Genomic DNA, 20,502 nt, shown 5'->3' on the forward strand with positions numbered 1-20,502 from the left:
GTGGGCGGATATGAAAAAAATGTGATAAAAAGTTGAGTGCGCCACGCAAACGTTTAATTTGCGCATTATTACATCTTCTAAACACAACATATTCAGGCAGGGTCAAGCGTCATGATCCCACAGATTTCTCAAGCGCCGGGCGTCGTTCAGCTAGTGCTGAATTTTTTGCAAGTACTGGAGCAACAAGGTTTCACCGGCGATACCGCCACCAGCTATGCCGACCGGCTCACCATGGCGACCGATAACAGCGTCTATCAGCTGTTGCCGGACGCCATTCTGTTTCCCCGTTCCACCGCAGACGTCGCTTTACTGGCGCGGCTGGCGGCGGAGCCACGCTTTAAATCGCTGATTTTTACCCCACGCGGCGGTGGTACCGGCACCAATGGTCAAGCGCTGAACGCGGGGATTATCGTCGATATGTCGCGCTATATGAACCGTATTATCGAAATCAACCCCGAAGAGGGATGGGTGCGGGTCGAAGCCGGGGTAATCAAAGACCAGCTTAACCAGTTTCTTAAGCCCTACGGCTATTTCTTTGCCCCTGAACTGTCGACCAGTAACCGCGCGACGCTCGGCGGTATGATCAATACCGATGCCTCCGGACAGGGGTCATTGGTCTACGGTAAAACCTCCGATCATGTGCTTGGGGTGCGCTCGGTGCTCATGGGTGGCGATATCCTTGATACCTTACCCATTCCCGCCGCGCTGGCGGAAACGCTGGGGCGCGAGCAGTCAGCGATTGGCCGCATCTACCGTACCGTCTATCAGCGCTGCAAAGCGCAGCGTCAGCTGATCATCGATAAATTCCCAAAACTGAACCGCTTCCTGACCGGCTACGATTTGCGTCACGTGTTCAATGATGAGATGAGCGAGTTCGACCTGACGCGCATTCTGACCGGCTCCGAAGGCACGTTGGCATTTATTACCGAAGCGCGGCTCGATATTACGCGTCTGCCGAAGGTACGCCGGTTGGTCAACGTCAAATATGACTCTTTTGATTCGGCGCTGCGTAACGCCCCCTTCATGGTTGAAGCAAAGGCGCTGTCGGTGGAGACCGTCGATTCGAAGGTCCTTAATCTGGCGCGCGAAGATATCGTCTGGCACTCGGTGAGCGAACTGATCGCTGATGTGCCGGAAAAAGAGATGCTGGGGCTCAATATTGTTGAGTTTGCCGGTGATGATGCTGAATTAATAGACGGCCAGGTAACCACCCTGTGTCAGCGTCTTGATGAGCTGATGGCGCAGGGCGCCGCCGGGGTGATTGGCTGGCAGGTCTGTCATGAACTCGATGGTGTCGAGCGCATCTATGCCATGCGTAAAAAGGCGGTAGGTCTACTGGGCAATGCTAAAGGCGCCGCTAAACCGATTCCTTTTGCAGAAGATACCTGCGTGCCACCGGAGCATCTGGCGGATTACATTACCGAGTTTCGTGCTTTACTCGACGGACATGGTCTGAGCTACGGCATGTTTGGACACGTCGACGCCGGCGTGCTGCACGTTCGTCCGGCGTTGGACATGTGCGATCCGCAACAGGAGGTGCTGATGAAGCAGATCTCCGACGAGGTGGTGGCGTTGACGGCCAAATATGGCGGTCTGCTGTGGGGCGAACACGGTAAAGGTTTCCGCGCCGAGTACAGTCCGGCCTTCTTTGGCGAGGAGTTATATAGCGAACTGCGTAAAGTGAAAGCCGCTTTTGATCCGGATAACCGATTGAATCCGGGGAAAATTTGCCCGCCTGAAGGCGTTGACGCTCCGATGATGAAAGTCGATGCGGTGAAACGCGGCACCTACGATCGCCAAATTCCCATCGCCGTGCGTAGCGCCTGGCGCGGCGCGATGGAGTGTAACGGCAACGGTCTGTGCTTTAACTTCGATGTAAAAAGCCCGATGTGTCCGTCAATGAAGGTCAGCAATCAGCGCATCCATTCGCCGAAAGGCCGCGCGACGCTGGTGCGCGAATGGTTACGCCAGCTGGCCGACCGCGGGATAGACCCGAACAAACTGGAGCAAGAACTCCCGGAGAAAGGTGTAAGCCTGCGCGCCCTGATCGAGCGTACCCGCAACAGCTGGCATGCGCGTAAAGGCGAATATGATTTCTCACATGAAGTGAAAGAGGCCATGTCCGGCTGTCTGGCCTGTAAGGCCTGTTCAACCCAGTGTCCGATTAAGATTGACGTGCCGGAATTCCGCTCCCGCTTCCTGCAGCTTTATCACAGCCGCTACCTGCGTCCGGTACGCGACCATCTGGTCGCGACGGTCGAGTCCTACGCGCCGCTGATGGCCCAGGCGCCGAAAACATTCAACTTCTTTATCAATCAGCCGTGGATGCGCAAGCTGTCGGAAAAACATATCGGTATGGTCGATCTACCGTTGCTCTCCGTGCCGTCGCTCAAGCAGCAGCTGGCAGGCCATCGTTCCGCCAATACCACGCTTGAGGATCTGGAGGCGATGAGCGTCGAACAGCGTGCGAAGAAGGTGCTGGTGGTACAGGATCCGTTTACCAGCTATTACGAAGCGCAGGTGGTGGCTGACTTTGTCCGCCTGATTGAAAAAGTTGGCTATCAGCCGGTGCTGTTGCCGTTCTCGCCGAACGGTAAAGCGCAGCATATCAAGGGGTTCCTGACGCGCTTTGCGCGCACCGCGCAGAAAACCGCTGATTTTCTCAACCGCGTAGCGCGGCTGGATATACCGATGGTTGGCGTCGACCCCGCGCTGGTGCTCTGCTATCGCGATGAATATAACCAGACGCTGGGCGAGAAACGCGGCGATTTTCGCGTGATGCTGGCGCATGAGTGGCTGACCCAGGCGATAGCGCCATCGGCCGGCCAGGACAATAGCGGCGAACCCTGGTATCTGTTTGGCCACTGTACGGAAGTGACGGCGCTACCGGCCGCGCCCAAACAGTGGGCGGAGATATTTGCCCGTTTTGGGGCGAAAATGGAGTACATCAGTACGGGGTGCTGCGGTATGGCCGGTACCTATGGTCATGAAGTGAAAAACCATGCCAACTCGCTGGCGATTTACGCGCTTTCCTGGCAGCAGGCGATGGCGCGTTTACCGCGCAGCCGCTGTCTGGCTACCGGTTATTCCTGCCGCAGTCAGGTGAAGCGTATCGAAGGCAGCGGAGTGCGTCACCCGCTGCAGGCTCTGCTGGAGATTATCGGATGATTTGGAAACGTCAGGCTTCGCTAGCGCAGCTTAACGCGATGGGCGAGGGGAACATGGTTGGCCTGCTGGATATTCACTTTGTGGCCATCAGCGATAACGCCATTGAAGCGACGATGCCGGTGGATCACCGCACACATCAGCCATTTGGCCTGCTCCACGGCGGCGCATCGGTGGTTCTTGCTGAAACGCTGGGTTCGGTCGCGGGCTATCTGTGTACCGAAGGGGAACAGAAAGTGGTCGGCCTGGAAGTGAATGCCAACCATATTCGTTCGGTACGCAGCGGGCGGGTGCGTGGGGTTTGTACCGCGCTACATGTGGGGTCGCGCCATCAGGTGTGGCAAATCGATATCTCCGATGAGCAGGGGCGTTTGTGCTGCTCATCACGACTGACCACCGCCGTGGTGTAACGGTCGGCAGAATATTTAAGGGGATGCACTTGCATCCCCTTCTTGTTTATTGCGTTTCGTCCTTAATGACCTCGCTGGCACCGTTTCTCTGCACCGAGGCGATGCCCTTTTTGGCCGCATCTTTCGATGAATACATTTCACTGGTGGCGATGGTCTCATGGTTGTCAGCCTTTAGCAGAAAATACCATGGCTGTGGGACGCTCTTATCAGACTTTTTCAGTACATAATACCCCATTCTTCACCCCTTTCGTTATTAACGAGCACTGAATAATCTGTAGACCAGGGCTAGCGAAACGGCAAGCAATCATCTAATAAATATATATTTGTTAAATCATTCGTTATAATTATGCTACTATTTTAATTACGAAATACTTTCACGGTAACAAAGAGGACGGAGTTAACCATGGGTATCATTTCCTGGATCATTTTTGGTCTGATCGCTGGTATTTTGGCTAAGTGGATTATGCCGGGCAAAGACGGCGGTGGATTTATTGTCACCGTGATCCTCGGTATTATCGGTGCGGTAGTCGGTGGCTGGATCAGTACGTTATTCGGCTTTGGCAAGGTTGACGGTTTTAACTTCGGCAGCTTTGTTGTGGCGGTGATTGGCGCAATCGTTGTGCTGTTTATCTATCGTAAAGTGAAGAGTTAATACGCCGAGCGCATATTCACTCTGAAACAGTAAACCGCCGTTCACCACGGCGGTTTTTTTATGCCCGCGACAGACGCTCGTAAACAAAAAAAAGCCCGCTGGATACCCGCGGGCGAACCCATTTTGGCAAATTTTTTCGGCTGCCTCCTGACAAAGGGCGTAAACTCCGTTTTGCAGGATGGTAAGGCGCAGCCTGACTGCTTCCCGGCTGGAGAAGCAGCGAGGTAATTTTATGTTTAATTCCGGGGTTACATAAGCTGACAAAAACAGTAGGGGGAGGGTTACTCCAGCAACACGCTCATCACCAGCAGCACTACCATGCACATCGACATAATACTGATATCAATCATCCTGTACGACACTCGCTCCCGTAAACCATAATCCGACTTTGCATCGGTAAACATTTACAAACGACGCGAATTGTACATGAGTAAACGCTGCCTAAACCAACACTGCTTTTAAGAATTAACCGATCGCATCACAAAATTGAATCGTTCTATTAGTCGCTAGCTGCGCCGATTGGCGCTTTGGCGAAAATCTGCAACCGGGCTTCGGAATTGTAAAATGGAATCAGCAGAAAAGCTAAACCCGCGCCACCGGTTGCATACTGCACTGCCAGATCGGCGCTGTGGGTGATAAATATTTGATGTCCCCCCCAACTACAACCCACGCTCATATCCGGAGTACAGTTTTTCCATTTGCTAAGTAACTCGCCACTTTTCGTCAGATATAAATACTTCGTGTCCGAACCCGATGGCGGCGTCGCGGATTCGGCTAACAAGGCGAACGTTTGAGTACTTACTACTTTCCCTTGCTCGTCTAACGATGAAGCCTGCAGCGTGGCGGTGGGGAAATTGAAACGTAATTCAATGGCTGCGGCATTTTTATCACTGACGTAAAAAACCTGCGTTAAATTATCCGCACCCCAATATTTTCCGCCGCTGGGTTGCAGCGGTTTGATCTTAAATCGATATACGTTCTGCGTGCGTATATCCTGGCGCTGGGAGTACTCGGCATTGTATTGCGCGCTTTGCGGCGCGTTAACCGAGCAGCCGGTAAGTAACCCTATTAATAGTAGTGCTGTAAATTTGCGCATCCTTTTTCCCGGCGATCGTTCATCTACTGGTGCCGGTTGATTATGCCCGTTATGACAAACGATAAAAAACACAGAACGCTACCAAAGCAGGTAGGTTTTTGCGCTCTGCACAATCTGCCACACCGCTAAAATAAGCTGTGCCATGCTTGTTATCGGATGCTGGAATAGAGAGGAAGAGATGACGATTACGCTATGCAAAGCTTGTGGTACCTCATATGAATTTAGCGAAAACCCTCCGCAACATTGCCCGATATGCGAAGACGAACGGCAATTTGTTCCGGTGGGCGGCCAGCAGTGGATTGCATTAAATAAGCTCACCGCATCGCACAGCAATAAGTGGCAACAGCATAACAGCGCGCTTTTTAGCATTCGCACTATTCCTGACTTTGCCATTAATCAGCGGGCATTTCTGCTGCGTACGCCGCAGGGCAATATTCTATGGGACTGCATCGCCAACCTCGATGAGGCGACAAAAACGCTGGTTTCCGCGCTGGGTGGGCTGAAAGCCATCGCTATCTCACATCCGCATTACTACAGTTGTATGCAGGATTGGGCGGCGGAGTTCAAGGCGCCAATCTATCTGCACGGGGATGACCGCCAGTGGGTCATGCGCGACAGCCCGTGGATTACCTTTTGGGAGGGCGATAGCCTGCAACTGACGGCCGATGCCAGTCTGATTCGCCTGGGGGGGCATTTTGCTGGTGGCTGCGTCCTGCACTGGGCGCAGGGCGACGGCCTGCTATTATCCGGCGATATTGTCCAGGTGGCGCCCGGAGCAAACGCCGTTTCTTTCATGTGGAGCTATCCCAATATGCTACCGCTGCCGGCATCAACGGTCACGGATATCATTCATCGGCTGGCTGACGTGAAATTCAGCCAAATCTACGGCGCGTTCGAGGGGCGGGAGATTCTGAATAACGCCGGGGAGATCGTCCGTCGCAGCGGGGAAAAGTATGTTGCTTGTTTGCGAAAGTAAGATGGGAGTTCGACAACGCCGGCTGCTATCCGTTGTCTCAGGTATTTCAATCCGTAAACGTCAGCCTGATTGAATTTTCAGTCGCAGCAATATAGGCGCTTTTATCGGTGCCTTGCAAAGACCAGCGGGTGCCGAATACCGGATCTTTTTCCTGGCGATAACCTAAAGCGCGTAGGTATTCAGACAAGATGTTTTCGTCCGTATCCCTGGCGTATTCAATCTCGTCTATCTGGGGGGAGGCGCCATCAGCAGCCCTGAAGTGAATCGGCGTGCTGTCATTGATGAGGGGAGCATGTTTAACTTCGCTCGGTGCAATCAGATAGAAGGTGAGCCAGTCCGCGCGCGAGTAATCGGCGCTAGCCGCCATGGTAATCGACGCGGTTTTATATATCCCGCACAACACGACAGCCAAAACCGCGAGCGAACTAAATTTGGCGACCTTCGTCATCGGAGTTCCTTTATGAACGACCTGCTTATCCTGTAATTTTCTGCGGTAGATTAACCCCCTTCATATCCCCAACCCTGACGAAAAGTGCCATTTCCGGTCTCTATCGCATAAATCGGTATTTTCGATACATCTTTTCCATTGCCGCTTCGCCTGTGCTCTTATTCTCAATAACTTATTATTTATCAATCTATTAAATATAAGAATTGCTTCCTGATAACCCCTTCACCAGGGTCTATGCTTATAGAAAAGCGCAGAAACGGGCGAAATGGCCGAATACCCCTGCTCCGGCAGGGTTGAAGTGATAATCATTATCACTAACATGAGGGTATGGCCCGATGGCGGCACTCGATGAGGTAGAGCGATGGAACTACAAACAAACACCTTTAATCCTGACGATTTCACCTGGCAGGGGCTAACGATGACCCCCGCTGCGGCGGCCCATATTCGCGATCTGATGCACAAACAGCCGGACAAACAGGGACTGCGCCTGGGGATTAAAACCAGCGGCTGCGCCGGTTTTGGCTACGTGCTGGAAATGATTGCCGAGCCGGCGGACGATGATCTGCTGTTTGAACGCGACGGTGCCAAGCTGTTTGCGCCGCTGCAGGCGATGCCGTTCATTGACGGTACCGAACTGGATTATGTTCGCGAAGGCTTAAATGAAATATTCAAGTTTCATAACCCGAAAGCGCAGCACGAATGCGGCTGCGGCGAAAGCTTCGGGGTTCAGGCGGAGTAACTATGTCTCGAAATACTGAAGCAACTGACGATGTCAAAAGCTGGACCGGCGGCCCGCTCAACTATAAAGAAGGCTTTTTTACCCAGCTACAAACCGATGAGCTGGCCAAAGGCATTAATGAAGAGGTGGTACGCGCGATTTCCGCTCGTCGTAATGAACCGGAGTGGATGCTCGAATTTCGTCTCAACGCCTTTAAGGCCTGGCAGGAGATGGAGGAGCCGCACTGGCTGAAAGCGCATTACGATAAGCTTAATTATCAGGATTACAGCTACTACTCGGCGCCATCCTGCGGCAACTGCGACGAGACCTGCGCCTCAGAGCCCGGCGCGGTGCAACAGACCGGGGCAAACACCTTCCTGACAAATGAAGTCGAGGAAGCTTTTAACCTGCTCGGGGTACCGGTACGCGAAGGCAAAGAAGTCGCGGTGGACGCCATTTTCGACTCGGTATCGGTGGCAACCACCTATCGCGAGAAGCTGGCGGAACAGGGGATCATCTTCTGCTCCTTTGGCGAAGCGATTCACGATCATCCGGAACTGGTGAAAAAGTATCTCGGTACCGTGGTGCCGGGCAACGACAACTTCTTCGCTGCGCTGAACGCCGCGGTCGCTTCCGATGGCACCTTTATCTACGTGCCGAAAGGTGTGCGCTGTCCGATGGAGCTGTCGACCTATTTCCGTATCAACGCCGAGAAAACCGGCCAGTTTGAACGTACGATTCTGGTCGCCGACGAGGGTAGCTACGTGAGCTATATCGAAGGCTGCTCGGCGCCGGTACGCGACAGCTATCAGCTGCATGCGGCGGTGGTTGAAGTCATCATTCATAAAGATGCGGAAGTGAAGTACTCCACCGTGCAGAACTGGTTCCCCGGCGACAACAATACCGGCGGCATCCTTAACTTCGTCACCAAGCGCGCGCTGTGCGAAGGCGAAAACAGCAAGATGTCGTGGACCCAGTCGGAAACCGGTTCGGCTATAACATGGAAATACCCGAGCTGCATTCTGCGCGGCGATAACTCGATCGGCGAATTCTTCTCGGTGGCGTTGACCAGCGGCCATCAGCAGGCGGATACCGGGACCAAAATGATCCATATCGGCAAGAACACCCGTTCGACCATTATCTCGAAAGGGATCTCCGCCGGCCACAGCCAGAATAGCTACCGCGGGCTGGTCAAAATTATGCCGACCGCGACGAACGCCCGGAACTTCACCCAGTGCGATTCGATGCTGATCGGCCCGGACTGCGGAGCGCATACCTTCCCGTACGTCGAATGCCGCAATAACAGCGCTCAGTTGGAACACGAAGCCACCACCTCGCGGATTGGCGAAGATCAGCTGTTTTACTGCCTGCAGCGGGGTATTAGCGAAGATGATGCGATCTCAATGATCGTCAATGGATTCTGTAAAGACGTGTTCTCAGAATTGCCGCTGGAGTTCGCCGTCGAAGCGCAAAAATTGCTGGCTATTAGCCTTGAACATAGCGTCGGCTGATAATTAAGGAAAAAAGATGTTAAGTATTAAAGATTTGCAAGTCGCCGTTGAAGACAAAGAGATCCTGCGCGGGCTGAACCTTGAGGTGCGCCCCGGGGAAGTCCACGCGATCATGGGCCCTAACGGCTCAGGGAAAAGTACGCTCTCGGCTACCCTCGCCGGACGGGAGGATTACGAAGTCACCGGCGGCAGCGTCGAGTTTAAGGGCAAAGACCTACTCGAACTCGCCCCGGAGGATCGCGCCGGGGAGGGCATTTTTATGGCTTTTCAGTATCCGGTGGAAATCCCAGGCGTCAGTAATCAGTTTTTCCTGCAAACCGCGCTCAACGCCGTACGCGCCTATCGCGGCCTGGAGGCGCTGGATCGTTTCGATTTCCAGGATTTAATGGAAGAGAAAATCAAACTGCTGAAGATGCCGGAAGATCTGCTAACTCGTTCGGTGAACGTTGGTTTCTCCGGCGGCGAGAAAAAACGCAACGATATTCTGCAAATGGCGGTGCTTGAGCCTGAGCTGTGTATCCTCGATGAATCGGATTCCGGGCTGGATATTGATGCCCTGAAGATTGTCTCGGAGGGGGTTAACTCACTGCGTGACGGCAAACGCGCCTTTATTATCGTCACCCACTATCAGCGTATCCTTGATTACATCAAACCGGATTATGTCCATGTGCTGTATCAGGGGCGAATCGTCAAGTCGGGCGATTTCACTCTGGTTAAACAACTGGAGGAGCAGGGCTATGGCTGGCTTACCGAACAGCAGTAACGCACTGCAGCAGTGGCATCATCTGTTTGAAGCACAGGGCGAAGAACGCACGCCGCAGGCCAATCAGCATTTGCAACAGCTGTTGCGCTTGGGGTTGCCGACGCGCAAACATGAAAACTGGAAATACACACCGCTGGACGCGCTGCTTAGCGGCACGTTTGTTGCGACTCCAGCTACACTCAGCGTGGCGCAGCGCGACGCGCTGGCGCTCAACCTCGACGCCTGGCGGATGGTGTTTATTGATGGCCGCTTCAGCCCGGCGCTCAGCGACGATCTCACCGCTAGCGGTTTTGATGTTAGCGTTGATAACCAGCGCCAGCATCTGCCGGACGCGGTACAGCCGGAAGTGTTTCTTCATCTCACCGAAAGTCTGGCGCAGACGGTGACCCGCATCGGCGTAAAGCGCAATCAGCGCCCGGAGAAACCGCTGCTGCTGATGCATATTACCAGCGGACTGGCCGGCGAAGAGCTTAATACCGCTCACTATCGCCATCATCTGGCGCTGGAGAGCGGGGCGCAGGCGACCATCATCGAGCACTATATTAGCCTTGATGAGCAGCGGCATTTCACCGGCGGACGCCTGACCATGTCTGTCGCCGACAACGCCCATCTGCAGCATATCAAGCTGGCGTTTGAAAATGGGCAAAGCTACCACTTCGCCCATAACGATCTGCTGCTTGGCCGCGATGCTTCGACATTCAGCAGCAGCTTCCTGCTGGGCGGCGCGGTGTTACGACACCATACCAGCACCCGCCTGGCCGGTGAAAACAGCAATCTGCGCATTAACTCGCTGGCGATGCCGGTGAAAAACGAGGTCTGCGACAGCCGTACCTGGCTCGATCACCGCGTTGGCTACTGCAACAGCCGTCAACTACACAAAACCATCGTCAGCGATAAGGGGCGGGCGGTATTTAATGGCCTGATTAACGTCGCGAAACACGCGCTGAAAACCGATGGTCAGATGACCAATAACAATCTGTTGTTGGGAAGGCTGGCGGAAGTCGATACCAAACCGCAGCTGGAAATTTACGCCGACGACGTCAAATGCAGCCACGGCGCCACCGTCGGTCGTATTGATGACGAACAGCTGTTCTATCTGCGCTCGCGCGGTATCGATCAACAGGCGGCGCAGCAGATGATCCTTTACGCCTTCGCCGCCGAACTTACTGAAGCCATTAGCGATGACGCGCTGAAACAACAGGTGTTGGCGCGCATTGGCAAGCGCCTGCCGGGAGGGGATGCATGACATTTTCAGTAGAACGCCTGCGCGCCGATTTCCCGGTGTTGAGCCGCGAGGTTAACGGCCAACCATTGGTTTATCTCGATAGCGCCGCCAGCGCGCAGAAACCGGAAGCGGTGATTAACGCCGAAGCCGAGTTTTATCGCCATGGTTACGCTGCCGTTCATCGTGGTATCCACACGCTGAGCGCCGAAGCGACGGCGCGGATGGAGCAGGTACGCCAGCAGGCTGCCGCTTTTCTTAATGCCCGCTCGCCGGAAGAGTTGGTGTTCGTACGAGGTACCACCGAAGGCATCAATCTGGTAGCCAATAGCTGGGGCGGGGCTAACATCGGGGCTGGCGATAATATTATCGTCAGCGAAATGGAACACCACGCCAATATCGTGCCGTGGCAGATGCTCTGTGCCCGCGTCGGCGCCGAGCTAAGAGTGATCCCGCTCAACCAGGACGGTACTTTACAACTCGATGTAATTCCCGGTCTCTTTGACGACCGCACCCGGCTGCTGGCGATAACCCAGGTGTCGAACGTACTGGGGACAGAAAACCCGCTATCGGCGCTTATCCCGCTGGCGCATCAGCATGGTGCGAAGGTGCTGGTGGATGGCGCGCAGGCGGTGATGCATCACCCGGTGGATGTGCAGGCGCTGGATTGCGATTTTTACGTCTTCTCGGCGCATAAGCTGTACGGGCCGACCGGTATCGGCGTGCTGTACGCCAAAGCATCGTTGCTACAGGAGATGCCGCCGTGGGAAGGCGGTGGGTCGATGATTGCCACCGTCAGCCTGAGGGAGGGCACCACCTGGGCGAAAGCGCCGTGGCGCTTTGAAGCCGGCACGCCGAATACCGGTGGAATTATTGGCCTCGGCGCCGCGTTGGACTACGTCAGCGAGATTGGGCTTGAGCAGATCGGCGAATATGAGCAGACGCTGATGCGCTATGCCTTGCAGGAACTGAAAAAGGTGCCGGATTTGACGCTTTACGGCCCGCAACATCGTTTGGGCGTCATCGCTTTTAACCTCGGGAAACATCATGCCTACGATGTCGGCAGTTTTCTCGATAACTACGGTATCGCGGTGCGTACCGGACACCATTGCGCGATGCCGCTGATGGCGTTCTATCAGGTTCCGGCGATGTGCCGGGCGTCGCTGGCGATGTACAATACGATGGAAGAGGTGGATCGGCTGGTGGCCGGGCTGCAGCGGATCCACAAATTACTGGGTTAAAGGACGCGACTATGGCGGCATTACCAGACAAAGACAAATTGCTGCGCAACTTTTCTCGCTGCGCTAACTGGGAAGAGAAGTATCTCTACATCATTGAACTCGGCCAGCGCCTGGCGCCGCTCAGCGCGGAAGAACACATCGCGCAGAATATTATTCAGGGCTGCCAAAGCCAGGTGTGGATCGTGATGGAGCAGGAGCCATCCGGCGTGATTACCCTACGCGGCGATAGCGATGCGGCCATCGTCAAAGGGCTGATTGCGGTAGTATTCATCCTTTATGACCGCATGACCGCGCAGGATATTAGCGAATTCGATGTACGCCCGTGGTTTGAAAAAATGGCGTTGACCCAACATCTTACCCCCTCCCGCTCGCAGGGCCTTGAAGCGATGATCCGCGCAATTCGCGCGAAAGCCGCAAATCTTAGCTAGAATAAACAGGTAGATTTCATTCTGTTACGTGCGACGAAGGCGAACGCTTTCGTCGCCGCGCAGATCCTGGCGTTTTATCAGCGAAAGAAGGAATCTCAGTATGAAACGCGCGTCTCTCATCGCAATGACCCTTCTCGCAGCTCTGAGCGCGCAGCACGGCGCCTGGGCTGTCGATTATCCGCTTCCCCCAGCCAACAGCCGTTTGATTGGCCAAAACCAATACTGGACGGTACAGGAAGGGGATCGCAACCTGCAGGCTATCGCCCGCCACTTCGACACGGCGGCGATGCTGATTCTTGAAGCCAACGATACGATTGCGCCGGTGCAGCCGAAGCCGGGCACACGGGTCTTAATCCCATCGCAGATGCTGCTGCCGGATGTCCCGCGTGAAGGCATTGTCGTCAACCTGGCCGAGCTGCGGCTGTACTATTTCCCGCCGGGGCAAAATCAGGTGCAGGTTTATCCGCTCGGCATTGGCCAGTTGGGGCTGGAAACGCCGGAGATGACCACCCGCGTCGGGCAGAAAATCCCTAACCCGACCTGGACGCCGACTGCCGGTATTCGCGCGCGCTCGCTGGAGAAGGGCATTAAGCTGCCGCCGGTGATCCCCGCCGGGCCCAATAACCCATTAGGCCGCTACGCGCTGCGACTGGCCTACGGTAACGGCGAGTATCTGATCCACGGCACTAATGCGCCTGATAGCGTCGGGCTACGGGTGAGTTCCGGCTGTATGCGAATGAACGCTGACGACATCAAGGCGCTGTTCAGCCAGGTGCGCGCCGGCACGCCGGTACGGATTATCAATCAGCCGGTGAAGTTCGCGGTAGAACCCGATGGTAAACGCTATGTAGAGGTCCACAGGCCGCTTTCGCAAACTGAAGGGGAAAATACCCGGACAATCTCTTACACGCTTCCTGCCGCGTTTCACGCCTTTTCTGACGATAAAGCGGTGGATCACCTGCAGCTGAAAAAAGCGCTGTCGCGAAGAGCGGGCTATCCGGTGGTGGTTTCTGAAGGGGCGGGCAGCGCGACGTCCGAGCTGTCAGCGCAGAATAGCCAGCAGAATGACACTAAACTGACGCAGTAGGGTAAAACAACAGGCAAAAAAAATGGCGCACAATGTGCGCCATTTTTATTACCAGAACTCTTACTTACGGTAAGAGTGAGCCTGGTTGTCCAGACGCTGGTTAGCGCGAGCTGCGTCGTCTTTAGCAGCCTGAACGTCAGAACGCATTGCGTTCACGTCGTTGCTCAGCTGGTCAACTTTAGCGTTCAGAGTCTGAACGTCAGAAGACAGCTGATCGATTTTAGCATTGCTGGAGCAACCAGCCAGCAGAGTAGAACCCAGGATTACCGCGCCCAGTACCAGTTTAGTACGATTCATTATTAATACCCTCTAGATTGAGTTAATCTCCATGTAGCGTTACAAGTATTACACAAACTTTTTTGGGATGAGAATATTTTTTTTACCCGAATGCACTTATTTTTGATCGTTCGCTCAAAGAAGCATCGAATTCGTAGATCTAGTTTAAAAAGCGCTGTGAAAACAGAAGGCTTCCATCGGATTCATCTTAGATAATCTCTTATTAAATAGTAAAATCCGATTTGCATTTTTATTAAGAACAGCTAGTGAATGAATAAAAAAAAGCGCCCCGACTGGAGCGCTTTAAAAAAAGATAAAATAACCTGTAAATTATTACAGCACGTGCACGGAGGCTGTGTTAGTGGTGCCGCTTGGAACCAGCGCGCCGGAAACCATCACAACCACGTCGCCTTTACGCGCCAGACCGCTCTGCAGCGCCAGCTCTTTACCCAGGTGGTAGAAATCATCAGTAGAGGCGATCTCTTTCACCAGCTGCGGTACTACGCCTTTGCTCAGGACTAACTGACGGGCGGTGGTTTCGTTGGTGGTCAACGCAAGGATAGTGGCGTCCGGGAAGTATTTACGCACGGCGCGTGCGGATTTACCGCCCTGGGTGGCGACGACGATCAGCGGCGCTTCCAGTTTCTCAGCGGTTTCAACTGCGCCGCGGCAAACCGCTTCGGTGATGCGCAGTTTACGGTTGTCGTTGTTGTAATCCAGACGGCTGGTCATCACGCGGTCGGTACGCTCGCAGATGGTCGCCATAATGGTAACGGCTTCCAGCGGGTATTTACCTTTCGCGGATTCGCCGGATAGCATAACGGCATCGGTGCCGTCGAGGATGGCGTTAGCGACGTCGCCTGCTTCAGCGCGGGTCGGACGTGGGTTTTTGATCATGGAATCCAGCATCTGGGTCGCGGTGATAACGACTTTGCGCGCGCGGATACATTTTTCGATGATCATCTTCTGCGCGAAGATAACTTCTTCAACCGGGATTTCAACGCCCATATCACCACGCGCAACCATGATGCCGTCGGATGCTTCGAGGATTTCGTCGAAGTTGTTCAGGCCTTCCTGGTTTTCGATTTTAGAGATGATCTGGATGTTTTCGCCGCCGTGCGCCTTCAGGTGCTCGCGGATTTCAACCACGTCAGAACGCTTACGGATAAAGGAAGCGGCTACGAAATCAACGCCTTGCTCACAACCGAAGATCAGGTCCTGCTTGTCTTTTTCAGCCAGCGCCGGCAGAGCGATAGAGACGCCCGGCAGGTTAACGCCTTTGTTCTCGCCGAGGTCGCCGTTGTTCAGCACTTTACAGATAACTTTGTTACCTTCGATCGCGGTCACTTCCATGCCGATCAGACCATCGTCGACCAGTACGGTGTTGCCGACGCTCAGGTCGGTGGTGAAGCCTTCGTAGGTCACCGCAACGATTTCATTGTTGCCGACCACGGACTTGTCAGTGGTAAAGGTAAAGGTCTGGCCCGCTTTCAGGGAGACGTCGTTACCGCCTTCCAGCTTGATGGTGCGGATTTCCGGCCCTTTGGTGTCCAGCAGGATTGCGGCTTTCTTACCGGTTTTGTTCATCACATTGCGCAGGTTCTGGATGCGCTGACCGTGTTCCGCATAGTCGCCGTGAGAGAAGTTCAGACGCATGACGTTCATGCCCGCGTCCAGCATTTTGGTCAACATCTCTTCGGATTCGGTTTTCGGACCGATGGTGCAAACAATTTTGGTCTTTTTCATGACAGTCTTAGTCTTTAAGTTGTGAAGGATATGGAAATCTCGCTCCGGGGGCGCACTGCCGCGGAGTCAAACCTGTGTTACGAAAGTTGCAATGCCACGCTCTAAGGATAGGTGACAACAAAAGAGCGTGCAGAAGAATGTGTGCTGGCGGTTCAGCCCATGAAAAGTGGCAATGTTTTGTACGTTTTTTTGTGCAGTCCAATGCGCTGAAACCATTCAAGAAAGAATCGAGGCGCATTATACGCTGCCGAAACGAAAAAGGAAAATAAAAACGGCGTTTCATTTTTAGTGTGATTAATGTAACAAAATTCACACGATTCGCTCGCGAAGCTGCAACACACTTTTGCCGCAGCGGATCAGATTAAACGGTGTTTTATCACATTTACAAACCTATTAAAGGGAGTAAAACGCTTCATTGAGTGAAAAAAAATAGCGCAGTTTGCTTTATTATAAAATCGTATCAATAATGAATTGATTGATAATGATAATTTACGAGTCTTAATAATGGGAAATAAAGCGAAAGACGACGAACTCTATCAGGAAATGTGCCGCGTAGTGGGTAAGGTGGTATTGGAAATGCGCGATCTTGGTCAGGAGCCGAAACATATTGTTATTGCCGGTGTCGTACGCACCGCGCTGGCAAATAGCAAAATTGAACGTTCAGCGCTCACCCGCGAGGCGATGGAAAGGGTGATTCACGCGTTGTCGGGGCACTAAACCCCGCGCCCCGACATAAGTAATGCTTAAGAGATAACGAACCGAATCACCGCTTTTACCGCAATCTCGCAGTGGTGTGAAACCATTGCTTCGTCGTCGATTTCAGGCAGCGGATCGTCGAGATACAGGCTGCTAAAAGTATAAAAATTCGATACCTGATAGAAGCTAAAACTACTGATCAGCCGATGCACGTCGCGCGCCTGCAGACCGGCCTGGAAAATCCCCTGTTGCTGGCCGCGTTGCAGAATATCTTCGATAATCGACAGCGCGGTACGGTTCAGCGGTTTCAGCTCCCCGGAACCCTTCAACCACTTGCCGCGCTGCATGTTTTCCATACAGATAACTCGCATGTAGTCGGCGTGAGTGGCGTGATAGCGCACGCTCCATTTCACCAATTGCACCAGCGCCTCGACCGGCGGCAGGTGCTCCAGCCCCAGCTGTTGTTCCGTTTCACGGATCCGCGCATACACATGTTGCAGTACCGCCTGGTACAGCTGCTCTTTGCTCTTGAAGTAGTAGACCACCATGCGCTTGGTGGTTTGCGCCTCGATGGCGATCTGCTCCATACGCGCGCCGGGGAGGCCATATTCGGCAAACACGGTGATGGCGGCGGCAAAGATGCGCTCTTTCAGGGATTGTGCTTCATCATGAGCAACGAGGGACATAACGACTCCTTTTTCTATGGAGACAAAAAATACACATAATGATCACAATTTAGCAACCAAATCTGGCGCCTGTGAACCAAATGATACATAGTCAGTGCTCATGTCGAATGATGACCCGAGGACTCTTATGTTGCGTTCCATCGCTACCGTCTCGATATCCGGAACTTTACCCGAAAAGCTGCACGCTATCGCCGCGGCCGGTTATCAGGGCGTTGAAATCTTTGAAAACGATCTGCTCTATTATACGGGCACGCCGCGCGATATTCGCAACCTTGCCGCTGAATTAGGGCTAAAAATCACCCTTTTTCAACCCTTTCGCGATTTTGAGGGCGCCAGCCGCGCGCAGTTTGCCGCTAACCTGCAGCGGGCGAAGCGGAAATTCGCACTGATGCATGAACTGGGTTGCGACACCATGCTGCTCTGTAGCAACGTCCAGCCGGACTGTTCGGCCGATATCGAACTGCAGGTCGCCGACCTGCGCGCGCTGGCCGATCTCGCCGAGCAGGAGGGGGTTGTCATTGGCTACGAAGCGCTGGCGTGGGGTACTCACGTTAACCGCTGGCGTCAGGCATGGGAACGGGTGCAGCGGGTTAACAGCCCTGCGATGGGCATCGTTCTTGATAGTTTCCATATTCTGTCGCTCGGTGATGATCTACAAGGACTTGCCGAGGTGCCGGTTGAGAAAATCACCTTCCTGCAGCTGGCCGACGCGCCGTTGATGAAGATGGATGTCCTCGAATGGAGCCGTCATTTCCGCTGCTTCCCTGGGCAGGGACAACTGCCGCTGGTGGATTTCGCCTGTGAACTGACCCGCTGCGGCTATCGCGGACCCTGGTCGCTGGAGATTTTCAATGACGGCTTTCGCGCCTCGCCCACGGGTGCCACGGCGAAAGATGGCTATCGTTCGTTGCTGTGGCTCGAAGAGCAGACCCGTCGGCAGCTTGCGGATAGCGATGCGGCGTTATTTTCGCCACCTGCGCTACCGCACTATGACGGCCTGGAGTTTATTGAATTTGCCGCCAGTCCGGCGGAGTCTGTCGCGCTTGGCCAGCGCCTGGCGCAGTTGGGTTTTAAGCTCCAGGGCAAGCATCGTTCCAAGCAGGTTGCGCTCTGGCGTAATGGCGAGGCGCGGGTGATTGTTAACGCGCAGCCGCACAGCTGGGCCGACCATTTTCATCAGCGCCACGGCATCTCGTTGTGCGCAATGGCGCTGCGGGTTAGCCACAGTACGCCGGTTGTGGAGCGCGCCCGCGCCTACGGTTATGCCACCTGGCAGGGGGATGCCGGTCCTAATGAGAGTTCGATCCCGGCGGTTTGCGCCCCGGATGGCAGCCTGATCTACCTGGTTGAAACCGGTGACGACATCTACGCCCGCGATTTTCATTTGCAGGCAGACGCGCCGCGCGACGACTACTGCGGTATTGACCATCTGGCATTAGGCATGGAGGCCGATAGCCGCGACAACTGGATTATCTTTTTCCGTACGGTTTTCGGCTTCAGTCTCGAACACGAACAGACGTTGCCCGACCCATACGGCCTGGTGCGCAGCCTGGCGGTTCATAGCCCGCAGGGCGATATCCGTCTGGCGCTGAATATTTCGCAAAGTCGAGCCACGCAGATAGCGCGTTCGGTCGCCTGTTATCAGGGCGCCGGGCTACAGCACGCCGCTTTTGCCTGCCGCGATTTACCCGCAACGCTCGAAAATCTGCCGCAGGCCGCGCTGAACGCGCTACCGATCCCGGCGAATTACTATGAGGATCTGCTGGCGCGCTTCGGTGGAGAGTCGCAGGTAGAGACGCTGCAACGCCTGCAAATTCTCTACGACCGTGATACCCGCGGCGGCGAATTCCTCCACCTTTATACCCGTCCATTCGCGGCGGGGCGTTTCTTCTTCGAATTGACCGAACGGCGCGACGGTTACGCCCAGTACGGCGCGGTAAATGCCGCCGTCCGCCTTTCGGCGATGCAGTACAGTTAAACGTAGCAAATGGTTCACAACACAACATCGCAAACACAATAACAACATTCATCTGTACTCAAGACAGGAAACGACTATGAACTCTTATAGCCATAACCAGGCGACGGCGGCTGATACCGCGACCACCGCGCCTCGCTCCCGGCGGCGTATCGGGATCCTGGCGCTGCTGGCCGTCGGCACGATGATTAACTATCTCGACCGCACGGTGCTCGGTATTGCCGCGCCGAAACTGACCGCCGAGCTCGGCATTGATGCCGCCATCATGGGAATTGTCTTTTCGGCCTTTGCCTGGACCTACGCTCTGGCGCAAATCCCCGGCGGTATTTTCCTCGATCGTTTCGGCAATAAGGTGACCTATTTCCTCTCGCTGGCGCTGTGGTCGCTGTTCACCTTATTTCACGGTATGGCGATTGGCTTGAAAACGCTGTTGCTGTGTCGCTTCGGGCTTGGTGTCAGTGAAGCGCCCTGTTTTCCGGTCAACAGCAGGGTAGTGAGTACCTGGTTTCCACAGCAGGAGCGCGCGAAGGCCACGGCGGTCTACACCGTCGGTGAATATCTCGGGCTGGCCTGTTTCTCGCCGCTGCTGTTCTGGATTATGGGCAGCTTCGGCTGGCGCGCGCTGTTTATCAGCGTCGGGATTGTTGGCATCCTGTTCGCGCTGGTCTGGTGGCGTTGCTACCGCGAACCCCATCAGGACAGCCGCCTGAGCGACAGTGAACGCGAACATATTCTTCGCGGCGGCGGACTGGCTAGCGCGCAGCAGCAGCAAAACGCTTTTAGCTGGCCGCTGGTGCGCCAGCTGTTGGCAAAACGACAGGTGATTGGCGCCAGCGTCGGTCAATTCGCCGGTAATACCGTGCTGGTCTTCTTTCTGACCTGGTTTCCAACGTACCTGGCGACCGAGCGCCACATGGCGTGGTTGAAAGTAGGCTTCTTCGCCATCTTGCCGTTTCTCGCCGCGGCGGGTGGCGTGCTGTTTGGCGGCTGGCTCTCCGACAAGCTGTTGAAAGCCACCGGTTCGGCCAATCTGGCGCGTAAGCTGCCTATCGTCGTCGGGCTGATGATGGCCAGCAGCATTATTTCCGCCAACTGGCTGCCGAGCGACCTGGCGGTGATCCTGATGATGTCTTTTGCCTTTTTCGGTCAGGGTATGGTTGGCCTTGGCTGGACGCTAATCTCCGATATCGCGCCGCAAGGGATGGGCGGGATAACCGCCGGCATCTTTAATTTCTGCACCAATCTGGCGGGGATCCTCACGCCGCTGATTATCGGTTTTATCGTTGCCGCTTCCGGTAGTTTTTTCTACGCGCTGGTCTATATCGGCGGCGCGGCGCTGCTTGGCGTAGTGGCCTATCTGTTTATTCTTGGCGATGTCAAACGCATCGAACTTTCGCAGTAACAAC

22 protein-coding genes are annotated in these 20,502 nt (G+C 54.6%); 15 read left to right on the forward strand and 7 right to left on the reverse strand.

All coding sequences use genetic code 11. The features are described from left to right. Nucleotides 1-111: 111 nt before the first annotated feature. Both ABLU80_RS02235 and menI read left to right on the forward strand, forming a co-directional pair. Nucleotides 112-3,168 carry an FAD-binding and (Fe-S)-binding domain-containing protein gene (locus ABLU80_RS02235; protein WP_348849648.1) on the forward strand — a complete coding sequence of 1,019 codons (3,057 nt, stop codon included), beginning with the start codon at nucleotides 112-114 and terminating at the stop codon, nucleotides 3,166-3,168. Further along, complete coding sequence (gene menI / locus ABLU80_RS02240; RefSeq protein WP_015367022.1) at nucleotides 3,165-3,575, forward strand: 1,4-dihydroxy-2-naphthoyl-CoA hydrolase; 411 nt, start codon at nucleotides 3,165-3,167, stop codon at nucleotides 3,573-3,575. The genes ABLU80_RS02235 and menI overlap by 4 nt, the downstream gene beginning before the upstream one ends. A gap of 46 nt (nucleotides 3,576-3,621) precedes the next feature. Here menI and ABLU80_RS02245 read toward each other — a convergent pair whose 3' ends face one another. After that, nucleotides 3,622-3,810 carry a YegP family protein gene (locus ABLU80_RS02245; RefSeq protein ID WP_015367021.1) on the reverse strand — a complete coding sequence of 63 codons (189 nt, stop codon included), beginning with the start codon at nucleotides 3,808-3,810 and terminating at the stop codon, nucleotides 3,622-3,624. Nucleotides 3,811-3,978: 168 nt separating this feature from the next. Between ABLU80_RS02245 and ABLU80_RS02250 the strand changes: the two genes are divergently transcribed. Beyond that, nucleotides 3,979-4,227 carry a GlsB/YeaQ/YmgE family stress response membrane protein gene (locus ABLU80_RS02250; protein WP_015367020.1) on the forward strand — a complete coding sequence of 83 codons (249 nt, stop codon included), beginning with the start codon at nucleotides 3,979-3,981 and terminating at the stop codon, nucleotides 4,225-4,227. A gap of 281 nt (nucleotides 4,228-4,508) precedes the next feature. Here the strand turns inward: ABLU80_RS02250 and ABLU80_RS02255 are convergent, their stop codons facing one another. Both ABLU80_RS02255 and ABLU80_RS02260 read right to left on the reverse strand, forming a co-directional pair. Beyond that, nucleotides 4,509-4,631 (reverse strand): hypothetical protein, encoded by a 123-nt coding sequence (locus tag ABLU80_RS02255; protein WP_015367019.1) that lies wholly within the window; start codon nucleotides 4,629-4,631, stop codon nucleotides 4,509-4,511. A gap of 95 nt (nucleotides 4,632-4,726) precedes the next feature. Continuing rightward, complete coding sequence (locus ABLU80_RS02260; protein ID WP_348849650.1) at nucleotides 4,727-5,323, reverse strand: hypothetical protein; 597 nt, start codon at nucleotides 5,321-5,323, stop codon at nucleotides 4,727-4,729. A gap of 178 nt (nucleotides 5,324-5,501) precedes the next feature. Here ABLU80_RS02260 and ABLU80_RS02265 point away from each other — a divergent pair, with 178 nt between their 5' ends. Beyond that, the gene (locus ABLU80_RS02265) at nucleotides 5,502-6,299 is read left to right on the forward strand and encodes an MBL fold metallo-hydrolase (protein ID WP_129242966.1); all 798 of its coding nucleotides are present in this window, start codon (nucleotides 5,502-5,504) and stop codon (nucleotides 6,297-6,299) included. A 46-nt stretch (nucleotides 6,300-6,345) separates the two neighbouring features. Here ABLU80_RS02265 and ABLU80_RS02270 read toward each other — a convergent pair whose 3' ends face one another. After that, a complete protein-coding gene (locus tag ABLU80_RS02270) occupies nucleotides 6,346-6,747 on the reverse strand; it encodes a hypothetical protein (RefSeq protein ID WP_047077276.1) in 402 nt (133 codons plus the stop codon). Nucleotides 6,748-7,108: 361 nt separating this feature from the next. Between ABLU80_RS02270 and sufA the strand changes: the two genes are divergently transcribed. The 7 genes from sufA to ABLU80_RS02305 all read left to right on the forward strand — a co-directional run bounded on the left by sufA (nucleotide 7,109) and on the right by ABLU80_RS02305 (nucleotide 13,717). Further along, a complete protein-coding gene (gene sufA / locus ABLU80_RS02275) occupies nucleotides 7,109-7,486 on the forward strand; it encodes a Fe-S cluster assembly scaffold SufA (RefSeq protein ID WP_348849651.1) in 378 nt (125 codons plus the stop codon). Between the two features lie 2 nt (nucleotides 7,487-7,488). Continuing rightward, complete coding sequence (gene sufB / locus ABLU80_RS02280) at nucleotides 7,489-8,976, forward strand: Fe-S cluster assembly protein SufB (RefSeq protein ID WP_015705129.1); 1,488 nt, start codon at nucleotides 7,489-7,491, stop codon at nucleotides 8,974-8,976. Between the two features lie 16 nt (nucleotides 8,977-8,992). Next, nucleotides 8,993-9,739, forward strand: coding sequence for a Fe-S cluster assembly ATPase SufC (gene sufC / locus ABLU80_RS02285; RefSeq protein ID WP_015367012.1), 747 nt, complete (start codon nucleotides 8,993-8,995; stop codon nucleotides 9,737-9,739). Beyond that, nucleotides 9,714-10,985: a Fe-S cluster assembly protein SufD gene (gene sufD / locus ABLU80_RS02290; protein ID WP_348849652.1), complete on the forward strand. Its 1,272-nt coding sequence runs from the start codon at nucleotides 9,714-9,716 to the stop codon at nucleotides 10,983-10,985. Before sufC ends, sufD begins: the two co-directional genes overlap by 26 nt. Beyond that, a complete protein-coding gene (gene sufS, locus ABLU80_RS02295; protein WP_348849653.1) occupies nucleotides 10,982-12,202 on the forward strand; it encodes a cysteine desulfurase SufS in 1,221 nt (406 codons plus the stop codon). The genes sufD and sufS overlap by 4 nt, the downstream gene beginning before the upstream one ends. A gap of 11 nt (nucleotides 12,203-12,213) precedes the next feature. Beyond that, on the forward strand, nucleotides 12,214-12,630 hold the full coding sequence (sufE, locus tag ABLU80_RS02300) for a cysteine desulfuration protein SufE (protein WP_015705132.1): 417 nt from the start codon (nucleotides 12,214-12,216) through the stop codon (nucleotides 12,628-12,630). A gap of 100 nt (nucleotides 12,631-12,730) precedes the next feature. Beyond that, nucleotides 12,731-13,717 (forward strand): L,D-transpeptidase family protein, encoded by a 987-nt coding sequence (locus ABLU80_RS02305; protein WP_348849655.1) that lies wholly within the window; start codon nucleotides 12,731-12,733, stop codon nucleotides 13,715-13,717. 60 nt (nucleotides 13,718-13,777) lie between these two features. Here ABLU80_RS02305 and ABLU80_RS02310 read toward each other — a convergent pair whose 3' ends face one another. After that, the gene (locus ABLU80_RS02310; RefSeq protein WP_002908860.1) at nucleotides 13,778-14,014 is read right to left on the reverse strand and encodes a major outer membrane lipoprotein; all 237 of its coding nucleotides are present in this window, start codon (nucleotides 14,012-14,014) and stop codon (nucleotides 13,778-13,780) included. A gap of 312 nt (nucleotides 14,015-14,326) precedes the next feature. Beyond that, nucleotides 14,327-15,739: a pyruvate kinase PykF gene (gene pykF / locus ABLU80_RS02315; RefSeq protein ID WP_015705134.1), complete on the reverse strand. Its 1,413-nt coding sequence runs from the start codon at nucleotides 15,737-15,739 to the stop codon at nucleotides 14,327-14,329. Nucleotides 15,740-15,876: 137 nt separating this feature from the next. Here pykF and ABLU80_RS02320 point away from each other — a divergent pair, with 137 nt between their 5' ends. Together ABLU80_RS02320 and fumD are read left to right on the forward strand one after the other, a co-directional pair. Beyond that, entirely contained in the window at nucleotides 15,877-16,008 is a 132-nt protein-coding gene (locus ABLU80_RS02320; RefSeq protein WP_161799851.1) for a hypothetical protein, read from the forward strand. 235 nt (nucleotides 16,009-16,243) lie between these two features. Continuing rightward, nucleotides 16,244-16,456 (forward strand): fumarate hydratase FumD, encoded by a 213-nt coding sequence (fumD, locus tag ABLU80_RS02325; RefSeq protein ID WP_015367006.1) that lies wholly within the window; start codon nucleotides 16,244-16,246, stop codon nucleotides 16,454-16,456. A 26-nt stretch (nucleotides 16,457-16,482) separates the two neighbouring features. On the opposite strand, the gene ABLU80_RS02330 is transcribed toward fumD, so the two are convergent. Continuing rightward, complete coding sequence (locus ABLU80_RS02330; protein WP_015367005.1) at nucleotides 16,483-17,121, reverse strand: TetR family transcriptional regulator; 639 nt, start codon at nucleotides 17,119-17,121, stop codon at nucleotides 16,483-16,485. Between the two features lie 127 nt (nucleotides 17,122-17,248). Between ABLU80_RS02330 and ABLU80_RS02335 the strand changes: the two genes are divergently transcribed. Together ABLU80_RS02335 and ABLU80_RS02340 are read left to right on the forward strand one after the other, a co-directional pair. After that, complete coding sequence (locus tag ABLU80_RS02335) at nucleotides 17,249-19,099, forward strand: TIM barrel protein (RefSeq protein ID WP_348849656.1); 1,851 nt, start codon at nucleotides 17,249-17,251, stop codon at nucleotides 19,097-19,099. A 76-nt stretch (nucleotides 19,100-19,175) separates the two neighbouring features. Then, complete coding sequence (locus tag ABLU80_RS02340; RefSeq protein WP_047079746.1) at nucleotides 19,176-20,498, forward strand: MFS transporter; 1,323 nt, start codon at nucleotides 19,176-19,178, stop codon at nucleotides 20,496-20,498. Nucleotides 20,499-20,502: the final 4 nt, after the last annotated feature.

It is taken from the genome of Klebsiella sp. CN_Kp104, from assembly GCF_040064515.1.
GTDB classification, from domain to species: domain Bacteria; phylum Pseudomonadota; class Gammaproteobacteria; order Enterobacterales; family Enterobacteriaceae; genus Klebsiella; species Klebsiella aerogenes.